The sequence below is a fragment of the Kurthia sp. Dielmo genome (assembly GCF_000307285.2).
In the GTDB taxonomy this organism is placed as follows: domain Bacteria; phylum Bacillota; class Bacilli; order Bacillales_A; family Planococcaceae; genus Kurthia; species Kurthia populi.
Genome location: NZ_HE578961.1, coordinates 53,212 through 69,646 on the forward strand (window position 1 = coordinate 53,212; position 16,435 = coordinate 69,646).

Genomic DNA, 16,435 nt, shown 5'->3' on the forward strand with positions numbered 1-16,435 from the left:
GGCTAATTGTCTTTAATGAACAGAAGGAGGTAATCCGACTATGGCTTACATGAAAGTCAATTTAGGAGCGAACGGGAAAGATCCCAACTGGGTACCCGTCAATGCGTATACGGCTGAAAAAGCCGAGACAGCAAAGGTCGCTCAAAACGCTGAAAAAATCGGCGGACTAACTTTAGAGGAGGCATTTTACGACATGCTTAACTTACAAGCAATCGGTAACTTGGAAGCATTAGAAACACAAGACAAAACAAGTATCGTTGGCGCGATCAATGAACTAGCTAATGGCGGTATCAGTTCAGGTGGCTCAACAGCAAAAGTAGAAGATGCCACATTAGTAACAAAAGGTATCGTTAAACTATCGAATGACGTTACAAGTACATCCGAATCGGTGGCAGCAACTCCAAAAGCTGTTAAGACTGCATATGACTTAGCACAATCAGCTATGAGTTTAGCTGCTGGCGGTAGCGGTGGGAATGTCAATTTATCAAACTACGCTCAATTATTATCTCCATCATTCGTAGGTATTCCAAAAGCACCTACAGCAGTAAAAGGCACAAACACAGAACAGATTGCAACAACTCAATTCGTTGCGAATGCAATCTCTGGTTTATCAACAGGCGGTGGAAATACGTCAGTTGACTTATCGAACTTCTACACGAAACCGCAAGTAGATTCATTAATCGCTACTGTAGCAACAGGCGGCACAATTGATTTATCTGGCTTCGTGAAAACAACTGATACATTAACTGTCCAGTTGCAAGGTGCTGTTTCTGCAGTAGGCTCTGCTTCAATCGGTAGCCAACAAGTCAATGTAACAGTTGGTTCGGTAGATGCTAGTGCATTAGCAGGGGTTATTCCTGCGAGCGTAACATTTGAAGGCGGTGCCACTCGTTTGTCGAACCCTCAAACAGTTCAGTTAACAGGTGGTGCAACATCTGATCCCGCACAGTTCGATGGGACGCAAGCGCTAGATTTACGTGTCACAACTTTAGATGCGACAAAACTTCAAGGTGAAATTCCCGAAGGTGTTCGTTTCTTAGGTAAAGCAAACGGTTTAAACACAGAACGCACAATCACTGTTCAGAATGGTATGCAAAAAGGTTCTGCAGTATTCGATGGTTCTCGTGATGTTTCAATTAACCTTGCTTCACTGGATGCAGCTACTTTACAAGGCACGATTCCAGCGAACGTTGTTTACAATGGCGCAGCAGCTAAATTAGCAACTGCTCGCCAAATCAAACTGACTGGTGCCGTATCTGGTAGCGCATTATTTGATGGCTCTGCAGCCGTTACAATCAATGTCCCTAGTGTAGCTGCCTCAACAATCACTGGCTCATTCGGTTCAATCAACGCAACAAGCTCAATCACTTCTGCTAGTACTGTACAAGCTGCTCGATTCTACACTGCAAGTGGTAATGTTGAAATCACAGCGAATGACATTACACTAGCTTCAACCGGTTCTGGTTCAATTAACGTGAACGGCTCTGGTAACATCAACGTATCAAAAGGCAATATCTATGTGAAAGGCTCTGGCTCTAAAGTAGATGTTTCTTCTGGTTACGGTGCGTTCAAAGGTGCTGCAGCAAACGTAATCGTGGGTGAATACGCAACTGATTCTGGTACTGGCTCTACTGCGTTCCGAGGTGGTAAAACATACATCTGGGATTCTCGTGTAGGTATCTCTGTTGGTGGTGGTTCAGTAGCATCTTCAACTGACAAAAACCCAACTAATACATTTATTGGTTCTGAAACAGTTTGTGTACCAGGTGCTTTGTACGCTGGCGGCACAAAAGTCGGTACATCATCTTCTGACCGCGACAAGAAGAAAAATATTGTAGAGTTCGATGGCGATGCATTAAACGCTATCATGGACACACCTGTTTATACTTACTTGTACAAAGTAGAAGAAGATACTGAAAAAGAACACTTAGGTGTCATGATTCAAGATGCTCCATACGAAATCGTTGATCCAGAAATGGCCATCGAGCACTATGCGATGATGTCTTACTTATGGCGCGGTGTTCAAGAAGCAGGACACAATGCAAAACGTGACCGCTTAGTTGTTGAAAAAATCGCGCTAAAATTAGGTTTACAAGCGGCAGACTTAACTGCTATTGCAGAAGAAGTCGAAGCGGAATTACATCCAGTGGCGTAAACCTGTACATATCTTAGGGATAGGGAGCTTTCCCTATCCTATTTTTTATCTTGAAAGGAGTTTTTTATATGAGCTTAGAATACTTACAAACTTTTGGTAAGGGCATTCAATCTATTGGTAATTTAAACGCACTAAAAACATCGACAAAAGCAACAGTCATTGGCGCAATTAATGAAATTCATACCGCAATTACCGAAGGGAAAATCGACATCACGATTGATGAAGCGCAGTTACCTAAAGCGACATCCTATGAAGCGGGAATTGTACAACTAAACAATACGCTGACATCTGACAGTACTTCGCAAGCCGCTTCTGCAAACACTGTTAAGCAGTTAAAAGAAATGATTGATGGTTTATCTGTGCAAGGTGGCGACACACAAACGGTTGAAATTCCAACTGCTTCGACATCGCACCCAGGGATTGTCCAGCTCGTTGATTCTTCGTCTAGCAAGTCAACGAGTATGGCGCCCACTGCGCTTGCGTTATCTCAAACATACGACCTTGCTCGTCAAGCAATTGAATTAGCCGGCAAGGGAAGCAGTTCAACTGCAGTAGATGCAACAACTGCAACAAAAGGTGTCGTACGTTTATCATCTGAGCAGTCTATCTCAGATTCATTAGCCGCTACACCACATTTAGTCGACAAAGTTAAACAACAATTGACTTCTGCATTATCCAGTGTAAAATCTGACGCGGATGCCGCTGTACGCGCTACAGATGGACTAGATGAACGTATTGAAACAATCGTAAACAGTTTACTTAGTCAATCGTCGAATAACTCTGTACAAGCGACTGCAGCATCATTGATGACTGTAGCAGCCGATGATACCATTTCGACACAAGAAACTAATTTCGACACATCTTCAAGTACAACTGAATTAGTTCGTGTAGATATTAAAGCTGCGACTGCGACAGAATATGTGGCAGAAGGTGACGCGTTCCATTATGAATTGACAGGGGATACAACACTTACGGCTACTGTCTTTCGTAATAGCGTAAACATTGTTCCACTCGATACAGATCTAGTTTGGGAAAAAATTAATCGAAAGACTGGCGTTCATGATACTGCGTGGGAAGATTTATACAGTCGGAAAGGAAATGTCGTAACCATCGACACAGATGATTACTTAAACGTGTACGACATTAAATGCCACTATGTAGGCACTACATTTCAATTCGTAAATAATATTTACGTTCAAAATGCAATCAATCGAATGGCCAATACAATCAATAAGTTGAAAAGCACTCACTCGATTATCGTTTATATCACCGACACACACTATGAAGCGGCTGCAATTGAAAATCCATCTATTGCAAAAAAAGCATCACTTGGTCACATTCATAATGTAGTAGAACTGACACGACACGCACCTGTAGATTTAGTTGTTCATGGCGGAGATTTAATTGATGGGAAAGGAAGTCGCTCAACATCGCTTAGTAATATGAATGATGTTGTAACGAGCATGAGCCATTCGAATGCGCCTGTTATGTATGCGAAGGGAAATCATGATGACAATTTATTGGGTGACTACCGCTACTACAGTAATGACGGGACACACGTACTTTCTGCAGTAGATACATCAAACATCATGTGCCGCGACTATTTAGTCGATGGTATCTCGTACAATATGGACGACAACTCACCTTACGGATTTTACGACATTGCATCCAAAAAGCAACGTATCATCGTTCTCGATGCTTGGGATATTCGTAATGATTTAAAAACAAGTACAGGCGTTACAAAATATCAATCACGCAAGTACGGTGGCTTCCAACAGAAACAAATCAGTTGGTTAGCTGCTACGTTACAATCAACACCTGCTAACTATTCGGTTTCCGTATTCTCACATATCGCTTTAGGCGAAGCTTTATCATCCAATACATATGAAATGATTAACGAACCACTTATTATCGGACTTTTAAAAGCGTATCAAAATGGTACAGCTTACAGCAGCGCAGATGATGTCGCATTTGTTGCGAATGTAGATCATCCAGCGAGCATCGTCCATTCATTTGCTTCTCGCGGTAAAGGCAGTTTAATGGGTATCTTTAGTGGACACATTCATCGAGACATCGCTAAACGCATCGGTTTCAATGAAACACCAACGCTCATGACAAACTGCTCGTACGCCTATGGGGACGCAGATGACAAAACACGACGGATTCTAGGAACAGTGAATGAAGACCTGTTCGATGTCATTGCAATCAATAATGAAACGAATAACATTCAGATGCACCGCTTCGGAGCTGGCTTAAATGGTCGGATGCTTCGTGAATACAGCGGCGGTCTAAAATAACAAGGAGGGATTCCGAATGCGAATCTACATAAACAAAGGCTCTCGTAGCGTTCCAGTGTGGGAAGAAGTATTATTCACAGATGCACGTACGCTAGGCGGCAAATCACTTGAAAACATTTACGAGTTCGTCAATCGAAAAGTTGAAAATTTGATGCACGTAGATCAAGCAACACGCTTGTTTACACCACGTAGCTTCTCTATCACTGGTCGTGGTAAATCATCTCCTGTTGAATTTGATGGAACGAATGATGTATTTATGTCACTAGATACGTTGGACGCAGATGCTCTTTATGGGAAAATCCCAACAAACGTACAAGCTTACACAAAAGCTGTCACAACATCTGACACTTCAATCGCTACAACAGAGTTCGTAGATATTTCATTAAAGAAACTATTAAAAGAACTAACTGTCGTAGATAACGCGCGTAAACTCTTAACACCACGATACCTTTCAGTGAAAGGCGCAATCACAACAACACAGCATGCATTTGATGGGGCGTCAGACGTAGAAATCTTTGCAACAAAAGTCGATGCTTCTAAGCTATACGGCCTTGCGCCGGTCGATACGACAGGGAACGCCGCAACTGCAAGTAAGATTAAAACACCTGTGTATATTTCAATCAGTGGCGCAGCTAAAGCATACGGTGAACTATTCGACGGATCGAACAATCTCCAATTAAACGTTGTCTCATTAGATGCCTCTTCTTTACAAGGTGTGGCGAGTGTTAGCACAACAGGGAATGCTGCAACTGCTTCTATTGCAGAAGAACTTCGAAACAATGCTTCTTTTACTGTATCAAACGCTGTACAAGCTGGCGCTGTTCAATACAATGGCCGCTATGATGTCAATATTCCTATCAATTCGCTTTACTCTAGCTATTTATCTGGAGACATTCCATCACAAATTAGCGTCCTCGGGAATGCCGCGACCGCTTCAAAATGGCGGTATTCACGCGCGCTTTCACTTTACGGCGGCGCTACAGGTAGTGCGAACTTTGACGGATCGCAAGACTTCTCACTGTACGTATCTTCACTAGATGCATCGAAACTATCTGGCTCAATCCCTTCTACGGTATCATTCTCTGGTGCCGCAGCTAAAGCAAACCAACTAGCATACGCTCGCTCTATTTCAATTAGTGGTGGTGCTACAGCGTCGGGTGTTTCATTCGATGGTTCAAGCTCTGTATCACTTAATGTGACACGCGTAGAAGCGGATGTAGTGAAAGGTTCACCTAACTTTACAGGCATGACAATCAACGGCTCTAACGCTACATTCTTTAGCAATGGTGGTCTTGCTATTGGCGGCACAGCACAATACGGTGAGTCAGATGCAACAAACGGTATCACACCTTCTAATACATATGTAGGCCTTCGAAACGTATTCGTTCCAAACACAGTGTACGCAATTCGCATTAAAGCCAAAGACGGTGTATACGAAGGAACAACTCAGCTGTCTGACCGTAACCTTAAAAAGGACATTGAACCATTCGTTGAAACAATGATGGGGCGTACAGCACTAGAAGAAATTGAGTCAACACAAGTATACTCGTACTTATATAATTCAGATGACGATGGCGTTCCAAAGCGTCTCGGCTTAATCTACCAAGAAGCACCATTTGACATTGTTACACCTAACCCAGAAACACCTGGTATTGATTTGTACGCTATGTCTACTATGATGTGGAAAGGTATGCAGGAGCTATCTGCAAAAATAGAAAGTATTAAGGCAGAGAACGAGCAACTAAAGAATGATTTAGATATGTTACAAAAAGAGATTGCTGGTTAAGACCTAACTTTAATAGCCAATACCGCACAATAAAAAGCACATTACTAACACGAAGTTAGCGATGTGCTTTTGTGATTTTAAAGAAGGAAGGTTCAATCCCTGCCTTTGTATTTTTCATTAAGGTGGACCAGTATGCCATAGAATAGATCGCCCATCTTCGTTACATCACTTGTCGTTAACTGTATGGCCGCTAAATCAACGATGGCTTCAAAATTCTCACCTAACAACTGTTTCTCAAGCGTGAAATTTTCTAGCTCATTTCGATATTCTTCGTAATCTATTGCATATTGTCGGCATATAGAAATCTGCCCCAGACGATTAAACATAATACCAATTACTGCAAAGAGCGTCTGTATCTTTGCGGGGAAGTCCTTTTGCGAAACAATATCAGTGATGCTTCTGCGGGAAAACCTCACGTAGTCCAGGACTGTAGTTTTTCCAAAAATCGTTTGAATATGGTCTAGCAAAGAAAACGAGATTTCATCCCGAGCAGTTTTTGCGCCCAGCATACTTAACAATTCGACTTGCGATGCATGATATTCTGTGAAGCCTTTGTATTTAGCGTATGCGTTATGTTCTACAGCTGGGTACCGTACAATATCATAGATATGTGTAAATTCGTGAAACAATATGTGCGCTCCGTTCTTATGAATATCTTTACCAACTGCTAGGCAATGCTTTCCGCTTTCACGATCGTAATGGTGTGTGGCAAGGGTTGTGTAACCCCCACTTCTTTTAAGACTTTGAGTAACGACTAAATCAAAATTGGGGAAGCTTCTTATACCCATGAACTTCTTATAAGCGTTAGTAACTTGTTTAACATAGGCTCTTGTATGTAATTCATCTTTGCTCATCGTGCAACCTCCATTCCAAACGTTAATAGATAAATTTTACCATTTTAAACAAACAAAAGCACTAAAAAATTATAAACAAGATACCTATATAGTACTCAAACATATCAACTCTTTTTTCGACCTTATAGAAAATAGCTATTTCCTAATTCTTCTATCGCTAACTTCAATAAACATTTGTTAGATTGTCATTAATCTATGGGAATACAGATGTTTAAGGAACACACGTTCGCTTTATTTTCAATGCAACAGAATTTCGTTTAAAATTATTGATAACACATAGAAGGAGTGATTTTTGATGATTAGAGATATGGATTTTATTCGTGAATTACTAGAGGATATTTCTAAAGGAAAAGATAATTTCTCTTTAAACTTTTCTTACGAGGAAGATAATCCGTTAGAAGATCCAGCGAACAATACAGATAAAAAAACGATTTACCACTTAGATTTAATGAAAGAAGCAAATTTAATTACTTGGACTGGTAGACACTGTTATTTTGATTCCACTCAATGTTACTATAATGTTCAATTAACGTGGGAGGGCCATGATTATTATGATGTAGTAAGGAATAACACTGTATGGAATAAAGTCAAAAACCACTTAGAATCTTATCACCTTCGCATTGAAGAAGTTTCATTCGAAATCATTAAAGGTATTGCCAATCAAAAACTTAAAGAATGGTTAGGACTTTAATGATTACTTCGACAATCACGCATCGTCGTGGTTGTTTTTATATTTCAATACAACAGAATTTGCGTTAAAATTATTAGTAATGTATTGAAGGAGTCGTTATTAATGATTAGAGATATGAATTTTGTTCGTGAATTATTAGATGAAATTGCAAAAGGGAAAGAACGTGGTGTTTTTCATAAAGAGGATGCGCCAGAAAAAACAATTCTCAGCTTAGATAACAAAGAAAATTATCACTTAGAAATCTTGCGACAAGCAGGTTTGATTGACTGGTATGAGAAGCCCGCTTATCGTAATTCAGGTCAACTTTATGACAACATTCGGTTAACATGGGAAGGGCAAGAATATTACGCTTTAACGAAAAACTTCGACGTATGGATGCAAGTGGAGGCTCACTTAAAAACTTGTGGCCTTAGAGTTGAAGAGGTCTCATTCGAAATGCTCAAAGATCTTGCTACACAAAAACTCAGACAAACAATAGGACTTAAATAGTCACTTTAGCAACCATGAATCTTCGTGGTTGTTTTTTTATTGCTTTTATTTTTACATCTTGTAAAATGCCTTGTTGGAACGGTACTAATATAGTTGAGTGATGAACACTCGGAAAGGAGGAATTATACGTGAAGTTAAAAGTAAATACTGGCACACCAAGCTCTCCACAATGGACAGCGGTTGATGCAGAAAATGCTGATACATTAAACAGTAAGAGCGCTTCAATGATTGTAAGCGAAGCGGTGACAAAAGCGAATACTTCTGTCGGCACTCTATCTAACTTAAAGACGACAAACAAATCTAACATTGTTTCTGCAATGAACGAACTTTTTACGTCTGCGAGTGATGGAAAAACCGCTATATCTAGCGCTATCACTCGCAAAGGTGTTACATCCACAACAGCTGACACATTCGCTTCAATGGCCTCGAAAATTGATTCTATTCCAGAAGGCTACGCATCTGGGACAAAGCTGGCGCTAGGTAGAGATATTCAAAAAGAACCTGCTTCATTGACGTTCGAAAAGACAACAGTTTCTCCATATGCGACTGAATACCTTTATGAATCAACCTCAAAAAGAATTTTCGTAAATTACTTATCAATGATGAGCAATGGCTTAGCTGGCTACCAAGATAACTTAGACAACAAACTTTTCGACATTAAAAAATACTACAAAGCTATTTTCCTAGGATCCGATAACAAGATATACGCCTTCAATGGCTCAACTAACGACGTTTACGACATAAACGGGCAGCTTTTGCTCACTCGTACTCTTCCTTTTACATACGGATTAGCTATTTTAATGGACAAAGAAGGGAACTTCATTGCTGTTTCCAGCTATGGTGCTATACAAAAGTATGATAAAGACCTTAATTTGCTTTGGTCACTAGCGAATACAAACACTAAAGCAGGAATGGCGTACTGCTGTTGTACAGATGACGACGGGAATATTTTCATTGGATATGCGATTACAGCAGCTACAACACCGGCGATTGTCAGTATATCTAGTGTAGGCAAGGTTAAATGGGCGTCTGTTTTAACTGATGATAGAAGTAGCAAAAACGTCACCAACATTATAGCTAGTAATGGATATGTTACTGGCGCAACCACAAGCTTTGTTCAATGTATTGAAATATCAACTGGAAAACGAGTGTGGTCGGATGCTATTACGAACACTTCTGGTATTTCCCCAGAGAATATTTCAATAGGCCCAGAAGGACGGTTTGTTTTGTCATCTTGCATTGACAACCCATATCCGACTGCTAATACCATTGGTAATTTGGCTGGAATTAAAATCTACAACACAGATGGCTCGACATACTTATTGGCTACCAATAAATGCGATAAATGTCTATACGTAGACGATGATCATTTTTACGGAAGTGCGGGGAATAATAGTAATTACTACAATGTAGAACAATACAAAATAAAACCAGAATACTACACAGTTATTTAGGAGGAATACATAATGAAATTAATTAGAACAGATGAAAACAACAAGGTCGTATACACACATTTCAAGCCAGAAATTTTAAATGAAGATGACCGCGCAAATGGATTCTTGATTGAGGATGATGCGATCCCTGCTGCAACACCAGGGGAGAATCAAATCAGTCAACTTTTCTATGATGCTAAAACGAAAACGTTTAGCTATACATACGAAGCAATCGTTAACGAAAAAGTTGAAATGCAAAAAACGATTGATGCTTTATCATCAAAAGTTGTAGAGCAGGAAGCCGCTATCACAATGCAAAACGATGCAATCGCTGATTTAACAGTGTATCTAGCGACTATGGGCACACCTACAATTTAATTTAAACAGGCGTGTAATACCTTACTCTTTTAGCGTACTAACTATTATGAGGAGGTGATACATATGTTTAACAAAAACTCTGGCTTAGTCAAAGTTTGGGTTGGCTTAGTATTAGCTGGCACTTATGAATTAGAACAAGTTCCAAAGCTTTCTAATTTAAAAGAGGTCGTTACAGAAGTCGTAACCGGCGTAACAACTGTTGCTTAACTGCAATACATAATCTAAAGCAGAGTACTTACATAGTGCTCTGCTTTTTTATAGGAGGAATACATAATGAAATTGCGTGTAAATACAGGAACAGAAACAACACCTGTCTGGACTGTTGTTGATGCAGAGGATGCAACAACACTCGGAGGAAAGACATTAGCACAGGCGCAAGACTTAACTGGTCGCGTTGATACAACAAGTGGCCTTTCTTTAACAAGTGGAAAGGTAAGCGCTAGTACATTAAAAACAAGTATCGGCACACTATCTACACTAAAAACAACTGCAAAAACAAGCGTCGTTGCTTCAATCAATGAACTTTTTCAAAATGTCAGTGACGGGAAAGTCACAGTTGCTAGTGCGATTACTGACAAAGGTCAAAGTGTTTCGGGTACAGCAACATTCGACCAATTAGCAACAGCCATTTCAAACCTAAAGACAGGCGGTTTATTCGCTGGCGATACTGTCAATGAGAGTGATTTAGAAATTGTATCGGCCAACCAACAATCAGTGTTCTCTGTTAAGATGGGCTCGGATTATTACTATGGGATGGCTACATTGCCCGATGATTCATTTTATCTCGCTCATGCTGACAACTCATTCTATTACATCTCCGCTTCTGGAACGAAAATCTGGTCGAAAGAAGCGGGCTCGTCTGACTGTAAAGTAGCTGCAGTAGATAGTAAAGGCAATGGGTATGCTGGCTACCAAATGAATGCTTCTGTTAAGAAATTCGATAAGGCAGGGAATATGACGGTAATTACGCTACCAGATGTTTCGTATGCCAACGTTTGTGCAATTTCAATCAACCAAGCAACTGATGACGTCTACATTGCAACAGAAGACAGTGTGTCTAATCTGGTTAAGGCGAATAGTTCAAATCAAATCGTATGGAGAACAGCGCTCGACAAATCGGCTTATAACACGATTAAAGATATGTCGTTCGCTACGATGAATGGCGTGAAATACGTTTACGCTATTACAGCTAATAATTATCTAGCTTGTTTTGTAGACAGCGGTTCTACTGTTGCATTGCAGTGGGTAGCTTCGATTTCAGACATCGGGAGCGTCTCTCGTGTTCATGCGGATCCTGTACATGGTAAAGTCTATATTTCTACAGGGAACAACGGTGTCGCTCAATACAATGCAAACTCTCCAATGAAAAATTGGTTCATCACAGGACTTCCTTCGTCTGGCTATGCATTAACAGGGGACCCGCAAGGTTTCATTTATGTATGCGGTGGCGGTACGATGGTTAAAATGAATCACGAAGGAGTAGCCTTGTGGTCACACAATGTCGGCTCATACCATAGCGTGTACGAAATTGCGGTTACACCTATTACAAACAAAGTGATTATCGCTGATTCTAGTGACTATTACTTGAAGTGCGTGAGACGAAACATTCAATATCGCATCAAATAATTTTAGTTTTGCATTAAATGCCTTTCTACAATGCGTACTAATACAATGTACGACGCATAAGAAAGGATGATACATATGAGTTATACAATCGAAAAGAAATTTTTCAATTGGGTAAACCCTCGCTCGTTAGTTGCTTCTAAGTACATCATTGCACACGAAGCAGGGAATCCGAACAATACAGGCGCCGATAGTCTGGACCGCGAAATTAGCGCAATGAACAACGGTCGCTCTGTATTCGTAAGTCACTGGGTAGGCGGCGGTGGCCGTATTGTACAAACTGCGCCAGTAGGAAAACTACAGTATGGTTGTGGTCCAAACGGTAATCCGTATTCCTACGCGCAAGTAGAGATTGCTCGCACAAATAACAAAGCTAGGTTCAAACAAGACTACGCTGCTTATATCTGGTTGCTACGTAAATTAGCACACGAAGCAGGAGTAGAATGCAAACTTGATAACGGCATGAACAACGGTATCAAAACACACGAATGGGTAACAACTCACCTTCGTGGCACAACGCATGTTGATCCGTACAGTTATTTAGCGAGCATGGGTATCTCACGTAGCCAATTTGCGAAAGACATTGCAAATGGATTAGAAGAAGAAACGCCAGAGAAAGACTGGGGCGAAGAAGGTTACTATGTTAAAAAACATGACATGGTGGAAGGCTGTAAATCATTCGGCCTATACTCTGACAAAGATTTAAAAAACAAAGTGGCCACAAAAGATGCCCACACAATTTTGGTTGTTGAATCGTTAGAGAAAAAATCAAATGGTTGCCCAGTATTCAAGGTACGCTACGGCGCTAAGTTCTATTACATGACAGCGAATAAAGATTACGTTTTACATCGTGAATTCGAGGATCTTTATTTCACATCGAAAAAGGATAAGTTAGTCACACTAACAAGTGCTGGTCTTTATAAGGATGTCGACTTAAAAACAAAAGTAGACAAAATTAAAAAGAACACTCGCTTCGAAATCCTACAACTAGCTCACAAAGCCAATGGCTGCCCAGTGTTCAAAGTTAAAGGCGGTTACATTACTGCTAACCGTAACAACGTCAAAGCTTATACAGATAAGTAGGTGAGCATATGAACTTGCGAGTGAATATTGGTTCGGAAGCTGTTCCGCATTGGGTTCATTTAGATGCATACAATACACAGCACTTAAATGGCCTACGAGCAGACGAGATTATTGATACTGCGCGAATCTCGTCAAAATATGAGATGGAAGATGTCATAGAAGATGTTCGGAAACAAGCAATTGAATCTATCAATCGCTTAGATGAAAACGCAGCACTCGATGAAGATGCGACAGTTGATGATATTGTTAGCTACTTCATCAATATTAAAAAAGCTTAAATACATAGGAGAGTGAACAATTATGTTATTAAAAATTAACGTAGGTACTGCTACCGCACCCGTATGGGAAGAAGTAGATGCGAACGCTGCCAAAACTGCAGAGGTCGCAACAAGTGTTGCTTCGATTGAAAAACAAGCAATCATTGATGCTGCCGTTGCGAAAGTAGCTGCAGGTGGCACAGAAATTACAGTAGCTAACGTAGTAGGTCTACAAGCAGAATTAGATAAAAAATTAGAAGCGAACTCTTTATCTGGTTATGCGAAAACAACTGACGTAACTGCTGCTGTCGCTGGTTTCGCAAAACAAACTGATGTCGACACTGCTTTACTTGCCAAAGCTGACGTTGCAGACTTAAATGGTCTAGCTACTGAAACATTCGTTAACGGCAAAATCGACGCTTTAGTCGGTGGCGAAGGTGTCCCAGAAGCGCTTAACACATTAAAAGAAATCAGTACAGCTGTTACTGAAAACAAAACAGCTTTTGGTACAGTAGACGCATTAGCTAAAGCAAACCAAACTGAGATTGCTAAAAAAGCAAACCAGACTGATTTAACTGCAACAAACACACGCGTAACAGCCTTAGAAACTGCTGCTAGTAAGCAAGTCCAAGTTGCAACTACTGCTCCAGCTACAGCACCAATCGGTGGCTTATGGTTAGTTGGCACACAAGCGTAAGCTTGAACTAAATCTACCGTTGCTTTTCACACACGAGCTCCTTCTATTTGAAGGGGCTTTTCTTTTTGTCGTTTAACAAATAAACCCTCGTTTGGTCGGTACTATATCTTTGTAAGTCAAACCGCAGAAAGAAGGAATTCTTCATGGAAACAATTGAGCAAAAAGTAGTTCAAGCCGAAATCACTCTTAAAAAAGGGGTCGAAGCTGGATTACACAACGGTGTACTACGTGAAGCGCAACTAGGCTTTACTACTGACACACAACGCCTATTCGTTGGCTATGTTGACGAAAAGGGAGCTACTGCTATCAAAGAAGTAGGCGACACGAAAGCATTATTACAAGGCATTGCAGAAGCAAAAGAGTCTGCAAAAGGTGCGACAGAACAAGGTCTTTTAACAGAGGGCAAGGTTCAAACGCAAGCAAGCACTTTGGCCGAGCACAGCACAGCGATTGGTGAGAACGCAGCAACGCTTACTGAACAAGCCAATACAATTGCTGCACAGGCTGAAAATATTACTGAACAAGCTAACAAGATTGCCAGCCAAGATGACAAATTAGCAGAGCAGGATAAGAAAGTTTCTGACCTCGAAACGGCTTTAGAAGCTGAAAAAGGAAAGAATACGGATTTGCTAGAAAAATTAACTATGCTAACAACTAACCACGAGCAGCTTCGTAAAGATTTCGACAGCTACAAAAATGGCCCAGTTGACGGCGGCGTACTTTAATAGGGAGTGATGAAGCATGTCTAGTCTGAATTATTATTTAACACCTAGCTTCTACACAGCTTTAATTGACGTATCAATTTATGATCGTCCCAGTGAAGTGCTAGGGGAACGAATTGGTTACATTGCAAAAGGTACACCATTCGAAATATATGAACGTGCAAAATATTCTATTAAAGATCGCGCCTATTTCTTTCCGTTTGAGGATGCTTATATCTCCGCTTCGATGGATGACATTGAAGAGATTGATTCCATTGTGTACGTAGCGGCAGAAGGAGATACCTTTGAAACAATTGCTTTCATGTTCGGTGTAGATGTCGAATTACTTATTGAACGTAATCCAATGCTCGCTGATCGTGAAGTGCGAGCTGGAGATACGCTTGCTATTCCACTATAAATACATACAAAAAACCGCCTTCTAAGGGCGGTTTTGTTGTGTTATGTTGAAGTTTTCTAATTGGCATGGTAATATAAAACAAAAGAGAAGATGCTCGAACATCTTCTCCCTGGGCGACTTATCCAACTTCCGATTGCTACTCGGACGAACGGACCCCATCATAAGTGATGTGGAAGGTCGTTGCCTAGTAAAACCGTTGGTAGACGGTTAAACTTGTGTTTCTTGGCTGGGACTCCTATTCTTCTGAATCGGAGTCTTTTTCTTTTGCACGTTTATTGAAACTAATCGTGCGACGGACTTTACCGTTTTCATCTTTCGTTACCTCAAAATGAATTCCTCTGATAATCATTGGAATATAGCACGTAATCAATGCAATGCAAAAGGCCTCAAACATTCGTTCACCCCCCGGTCATACGACAAGGGAATCGCCTAGTACAATTATAACATATATACATAAAAAACAATTCTAAAGATGACATAAAGCCCAGAAAAATATTAAAGAATTAGATGCAATAATAACTAAATCGCATCAACATCAAAGAATTCAAGTTTTAACTTTATGCCTTTAATGTGTATTGAATTATGTCATTATTACTTGATATTAGTTCATTTATCCAATAAGTGTATTTAATACTTATAAATCCTTTATTGTTAATATATAACATATAAAGGAGGAAGATTTGATGAAGAAAATATTTTTGTCTTTAATTGCGTTTAGTTTAGCTTTTTCGATGATTAATTTTGAAGTGTTTAACACTGCAAAAGCAGAAGAGGTAAGCCCAGAGGTTACAGAAGAAAAATCCTTAGAAAAATTAGAAATGTTATACGACGAATATTTCTATCAAGCTACATCAGAAAATAGAGACTTCGATTTAGGGTATGGGTATGTTAATGGAGAAGGAGAATTTGTTGATCCCACTGAAGAGTTAACAGACGAAGAATTCGAGTCTATCTCGGACTTTTCAGAAATAGTAACAGAGGATAGTCAACTTGCTGATGAAGATAGTTTAATTCAAGCTCGTATTCCAGCGTTCTTAGCGCCTATAGTTGTTGCTCTTATTCGACAAGCTTTGGTAGCATTAGGTAAGAAAAGTGCAATGCGTAACTTCACTAAACATGCATTAGAAAGAGGAGGTACGCGCCGAATTAAAGAGAAATGGGTGGCTGATACTTTAGCTCATGGTAAACCATTTGTAGATAAAAAATCGGGCGCACAGATCTTATGGGATAAAAAAACTGGTACGACTTTAGTTATGACAAATAACGGCAAGACTGTTAAAACAATGTACCGACAAGACGTACCAAAGAAAATTTGGAAAGCAAAATAATTATTTATTATTAGGAGTGTCAAAGAAATGGTCTACTTAGAGGATTTGAGCATCAAGTTTAGCGAAACAAAAGTTGGTTTGAATGTCTTAGAAAAAAAAGGCGAAACAATTCATTTCGATTTAAACCTTGAATGTGAGTTTCTGAATTTCTCACATGATTATGTATGGCTAGAAGAAGATGTTGATTTAGTGTTAGAGGAAATTGCGAATATCAAAAAAAACAACTTAGAGCAAGATATTATCAC

Annotated in this window: 18 protein-coding genes; 16 read left to right on the forward strand and 2 right to left on the reverse strand. The window is 40.0% G+C overall.

Annotated features, from left to right (window positions below):
- Nucleotides 1-40 precede the first annotated feature (40 nt).
- The 3 genes from KTHG_RS15700 to KTHG_RS15710 all read left to right on the forward strand — a co-directional run bounded on the left by KTHG_RS15700 (nucleotide 41) and on the right by KTHG_RS15710 (nucleotide 6,238).
- Nucleotides 41-2,155: a tail fiber protein gene (locus KTHG_RS15700; RefSeq protein WP_139995018.1), complete on the forward strand. Its 2,115-nt coding sequence runs from the start codon at nucleotides 41-43 to the stop codon at nucleotides 2,153-2,155.
- 68 nt (nucleotides 2,156-2,223) lie between these two features.
- Nucleotides 2,224-4,452 carry a tail fiber protein gene (locus KTHG_RS15705; RefSeq protein ID WP_139995020.1) on the forward strand — a complete coding sequence of 743 codons (2,229 nt, stop codon included), beginning with the start codon at nucleotides 2,224-2,226 and terminating at the stop codon, nucleotides 4,450-4,452.
- A 16-nt stretch (nucleotides 4,453-4,468) separates the two neighbouring features.
- Nucleotides 4,469-6,238: a tail fiber domain-containing protein gene (locus KTHG_RS15710; protein WP_139995022.1), complete on the forward strand. Its 1,770-nt coding sequence runs from the start codon at nucleotides 4,469-4,471 to the stop codon at nucleotides 6,236-6,238.
- Nucleotides 6,239-6,330: 92 nt separating this feature from the next.
- Here KTHG_RS15710 and KTHG_RS15715 read toward each other — a convergent pair whose 3' ends face one another.
- On the reverse strand, nucleotides 6,331-7,092 hold the full coding sequence (locus tag KTHG_RS15715; protein ID WP_139995024.1) for a hypothetical protein: 762 nt from the start codon (nucleotides 7,090-7,092) through the stop codon (nucleotides 6,331-6,333).
- 295 nt (nucleotides 7,093-7,387) lie between these two features.
- On the opposite strand from KTHG_RS15715, the gene KTHG_RS15720 reads away from it, so the two are divergent.
- From KTHG_RS15720 to KTHG_RS15765, 11 genes are all read left to right on the forward strand, one after another.
- The gene (locus tag KTHG_RS15720) at nucleotides 7,388-7,783 is read left to right on the forward strand and encodes a DUF2513 domain-containing protein (protein ID WP_139995026.1); all 396 of its coding nucleotides are present in this window, start codon (nucleotides 7,388-7,390) and stop codon (nucleotides 7,781-7,783) included.
- Between the two features lie 102 nt (nucleotides 7,784-7,885).
- Nucleotides 7,886-8,272: a DUF2513 domain-containing protein gene (locus tag KTHG_RS15725; protein ID WP_139995028.1), complete on the forward strand. Its 387-nt coding sequence runs from the start codon at nucleotides 7,886-7,888 to the stop codon at nucleotides 8,270-8,272.
- A gap of 128 nt (nucleotides 8,273-8,400) precedes the next feature.
- Nucleotides 8,401-9,726 carry a PQQ-binding-like beta-propeller repeat protein gene (locus tag KTHG_RS15730; protein WP_139995030.1) on the forward strand — a complete coding sequence of 442 codons (1,326 nt, stop codon included), beginning with the start codon at nucleotides 8,401-8,403 and terminating at the stop codon, nucleotides 9,724-9,726.
- Nucleotides 9,727-9,738: 12 nt separating this feature from the next.
- Nucleotides 9,739-10,083: a hypothetical protein gene (locus KTHG_RS15735; protein WP_139995032.1), complete on the forward strand. Its 345-nt coding sequence runs from the start codon at nucleotides 9,739-9,741 to the stop codon at nucleotides 10,081-10,083.
- Between the two features lie 63 nt (nucleotides 10,084-10,146).
- A complete protein-coding gene (locus tag KTHG_RS21480; protein ID WP_186439668.1) occupies nucleotides 10,147-10,290 on the forward strand; it encodes a hypothetical protein in 144 nt (47 codons plus the stop codon).
- A gap of 66 nt (nucleotides 10,291-10,356) precedes the next feature.
- Nucleotides 10,357-11,709 carry a PQQ-binding-like beta-propeller repeat protein gene (locus KTHG_RS15740; protein ID WP_139995034.1) on the forward strand — a complete coding sequence of 451 codons (1,353 nt, stop codon included), beginning with the start codon at nucleotides 10,357-10,359 and terminating at the stop codon, nucleotides 11,707-11,709.
- Between the two features lie 75 nt (nucleotides 11,710-11,784).
- Nucleotides 11,785-12,789, forward strand: coding sequence for an N-acetylmuramoyl-L-alanine amidase (locus tag KTHG_RS15745; RefSeq protein ID WP_139995036.1), 1,005 nt, complete (start codon nucleotides 11,785-11,787; stop codon nucleotides 12,787-12,789).
- A gap of 8 nt (nucleotides 12,790-12,797) precedes the next feature.
- On the forward strand, nucleotides 12,798-13,067 hold the full coding sequence (locus KTHG_RS15750; RefSeq protein WP_139995038.1) for a hypothetical protein: 270 nt from the start codon (nucleotides 12,798-12,800) through the stop codon (nucleotides 13,065-13,067).
- A gap of 22 nt (nucleotides 13,068-13,089) precedes the next feature.
- Nucleotides 13,090-13,743, forward strand: coding sequence for a hypothetical protein (locus KTHG_RS15755; RefSeq protein WP_139995040.1), 654 nt, complete (start codon nucleotides 13,090-13,092; stop codon nucleotides 13,741-13,743).
- A 143-nt stretch (nucleotides 13,744-13,886) separates the two neighbouring features.
- Nucleotides 13,887-14,468, forward strand: a complete 582-nt coding sequence (locus KTHG_RS15760) for a hypothetical protein (RefSeq protein ID WP_139995042.1) — start codon at nucleotides 13,887-13,889, stop codon at nucleotides 14,466-14,468.
- Nucleotides 14,469-14,484: 16 nt separating this feature from the next.
- A complete protein-coding gene (locus tag KTHG_RS15765; RefSeq protein ID WP_139995044.1) occupies nucleotides 14,485-14,862 on the forward strand; it encodes a LysM peptidoglycan-binding domain-containing protein in 378 nt (125 codons plus the stop codon).
- 235 nt (nucleotides 14,863-15,097) lie between these two features.
- Here KTHG_RS15765 and KTHG_RS21485 read toward each other — a convergent pair whose 3' ends face one another.
- A complete protein-coding gene (locus KTHG_RS21485) occupies nucleotides 15,098-15,256 on the reverse strand; it encodes a hypothetical protein (RefSeq protein WP_186439669.1) in 159 nt (52 codons plus the stop codon).
- 289 nt (nucleotides 15,257-15,545) lie between these two features.
- Between KTHG_RS21485 and KTHG_RS15770 the strand changes: the two genes are divergently transcribed.
- Together KTHG_RS15770 and KTHG_RS21490 are read left to right on the forward strand one after the other, a co-directional pair.
- Nucleotides 15,546-16,190, forward strand: coding sequence for a hypothetical protein (locus tag KTHG_RS15770; RefSeq protein ID WP_139995046.1), 645 nt, complete (start codon nucleotides 15,546-15,548; stop codon nucleotides 16,188-16,190).
- Nucleotides 16,191-16,217: 27 nt separating this feature from the next.
- Nucleotides 16,218-16,435, forward strand: a 218-nt coding sequence (locus KTHG_RS21490) for a hypothetical protein (RefSeq protein WP_147633134.1), incomplete at its 3' end; no start/stop codon positions are given.

Coding starts and splice junctions, on each gene's coding strand:
- KTHG_RS15765 (WP_139995044.1), top strand. CDS start 14,485: ATGTCTAGTCTGAATTATTATTTAACACCTAGCTTCTACACAGCTTTA.
- KTHG_RS15710 (WP_139995022.1), top strand. CDS start 4,469: ATGCGAATCTACATAAACAAAGGCTCTCGTAGCGTTCCAGTGTGGGAA.
- KTHG_RS15705 (WP_139995020.1), top strand. CDS start 2,224: ATGAGCTTAGAATACTTACAAACTTTTGGTAAGGGCATTCAATCTATT.
- KTHG_RS15700 (WP_139995018.1), top strand. CDS start 41: ATGGCTTACATGAAAGTCAATTTAGGAGCGAACGGGAAAGATCCCAAC.
- KTHG_RS21480 (WP_186439668.1), top strand. CDS start 10,147: ATGTTTAACAAAAACTCTGGCTTAGTCAAAGTTTGGGTTGGCTTAGTA.
- KTHG_RS15770 (WP_139995046.1), top strand. CDS start 15,546: ATGAAGAAAATATTTTTGTCTTTAATTGCGTTTAGTTTAGCTTTTTCG.
- KTHG_RS15755 (WP_139995040.1), top strand. CDS start 13,090: ATGTTATTAAAAATTAACGTAGGTACTGCTACCGCACCCGTATGGGAA.
- KTHG_RS15760 (WP_139995042.1), top strand. CDS start 13,887: ATGGAAACAATTGAGCAAAAAGTAGTTCAAGCCGAAATCACTCTTAAA.
- KTHG_RS15715 (WP_139995024.1), bottom strand. CDS start 7,092: ATGAGCAAAGATGAATTACATACAAGAGCCTATGTTAAACAAGTTACT.
- KTHG_RS15745 (WP_139995036.1), top strand. CDS start 11,785: ATGAGTTATACAATCGAAAAGAAATTTTTCAATTGGGTAAACCCTCGC.
- KTHG_RS21485 (WP_186439669.1), bottom strand. CDS start 15,256: ATGTTTGAGGCCTTTTGCATTGCATTGATTACGTGCTATATTCCAATG.
- KTHG_RS15740 (WP_139995034.1), top strand. CDS start 10,357: ATGAAATTGCGTGTAAATACAGGAACAGAAACAACACCTGTCTGGACT.
- KTHG_RS15735 (WP_139995032.1), top strand. CDS start 9,739: ATGAAATTAATTAGAACAGATGAAAACAACAAGGTCGTATACACACAT.
- KTHG_RS15750 (WP_139995038.1), top strand. CDS start 12,798: ATGAACTTGCGAGTGAATATTGGTTCGGAAGCTGTTCCGCATTGGGTT.
- KTHG_RS15720 (WP_139995026.1), top strand. CDS start 7,388: ATGATTAGAGATATGGATTTTATTCGTGAATTACTAGAGGATATTTCT.
- KTHG_RS15725 (WP_139995028.1), top strand. CDS start 7,886: ATGATTAGAGATATGAATTTTGTTCGTGAATTATTAGATGAAATTGCA.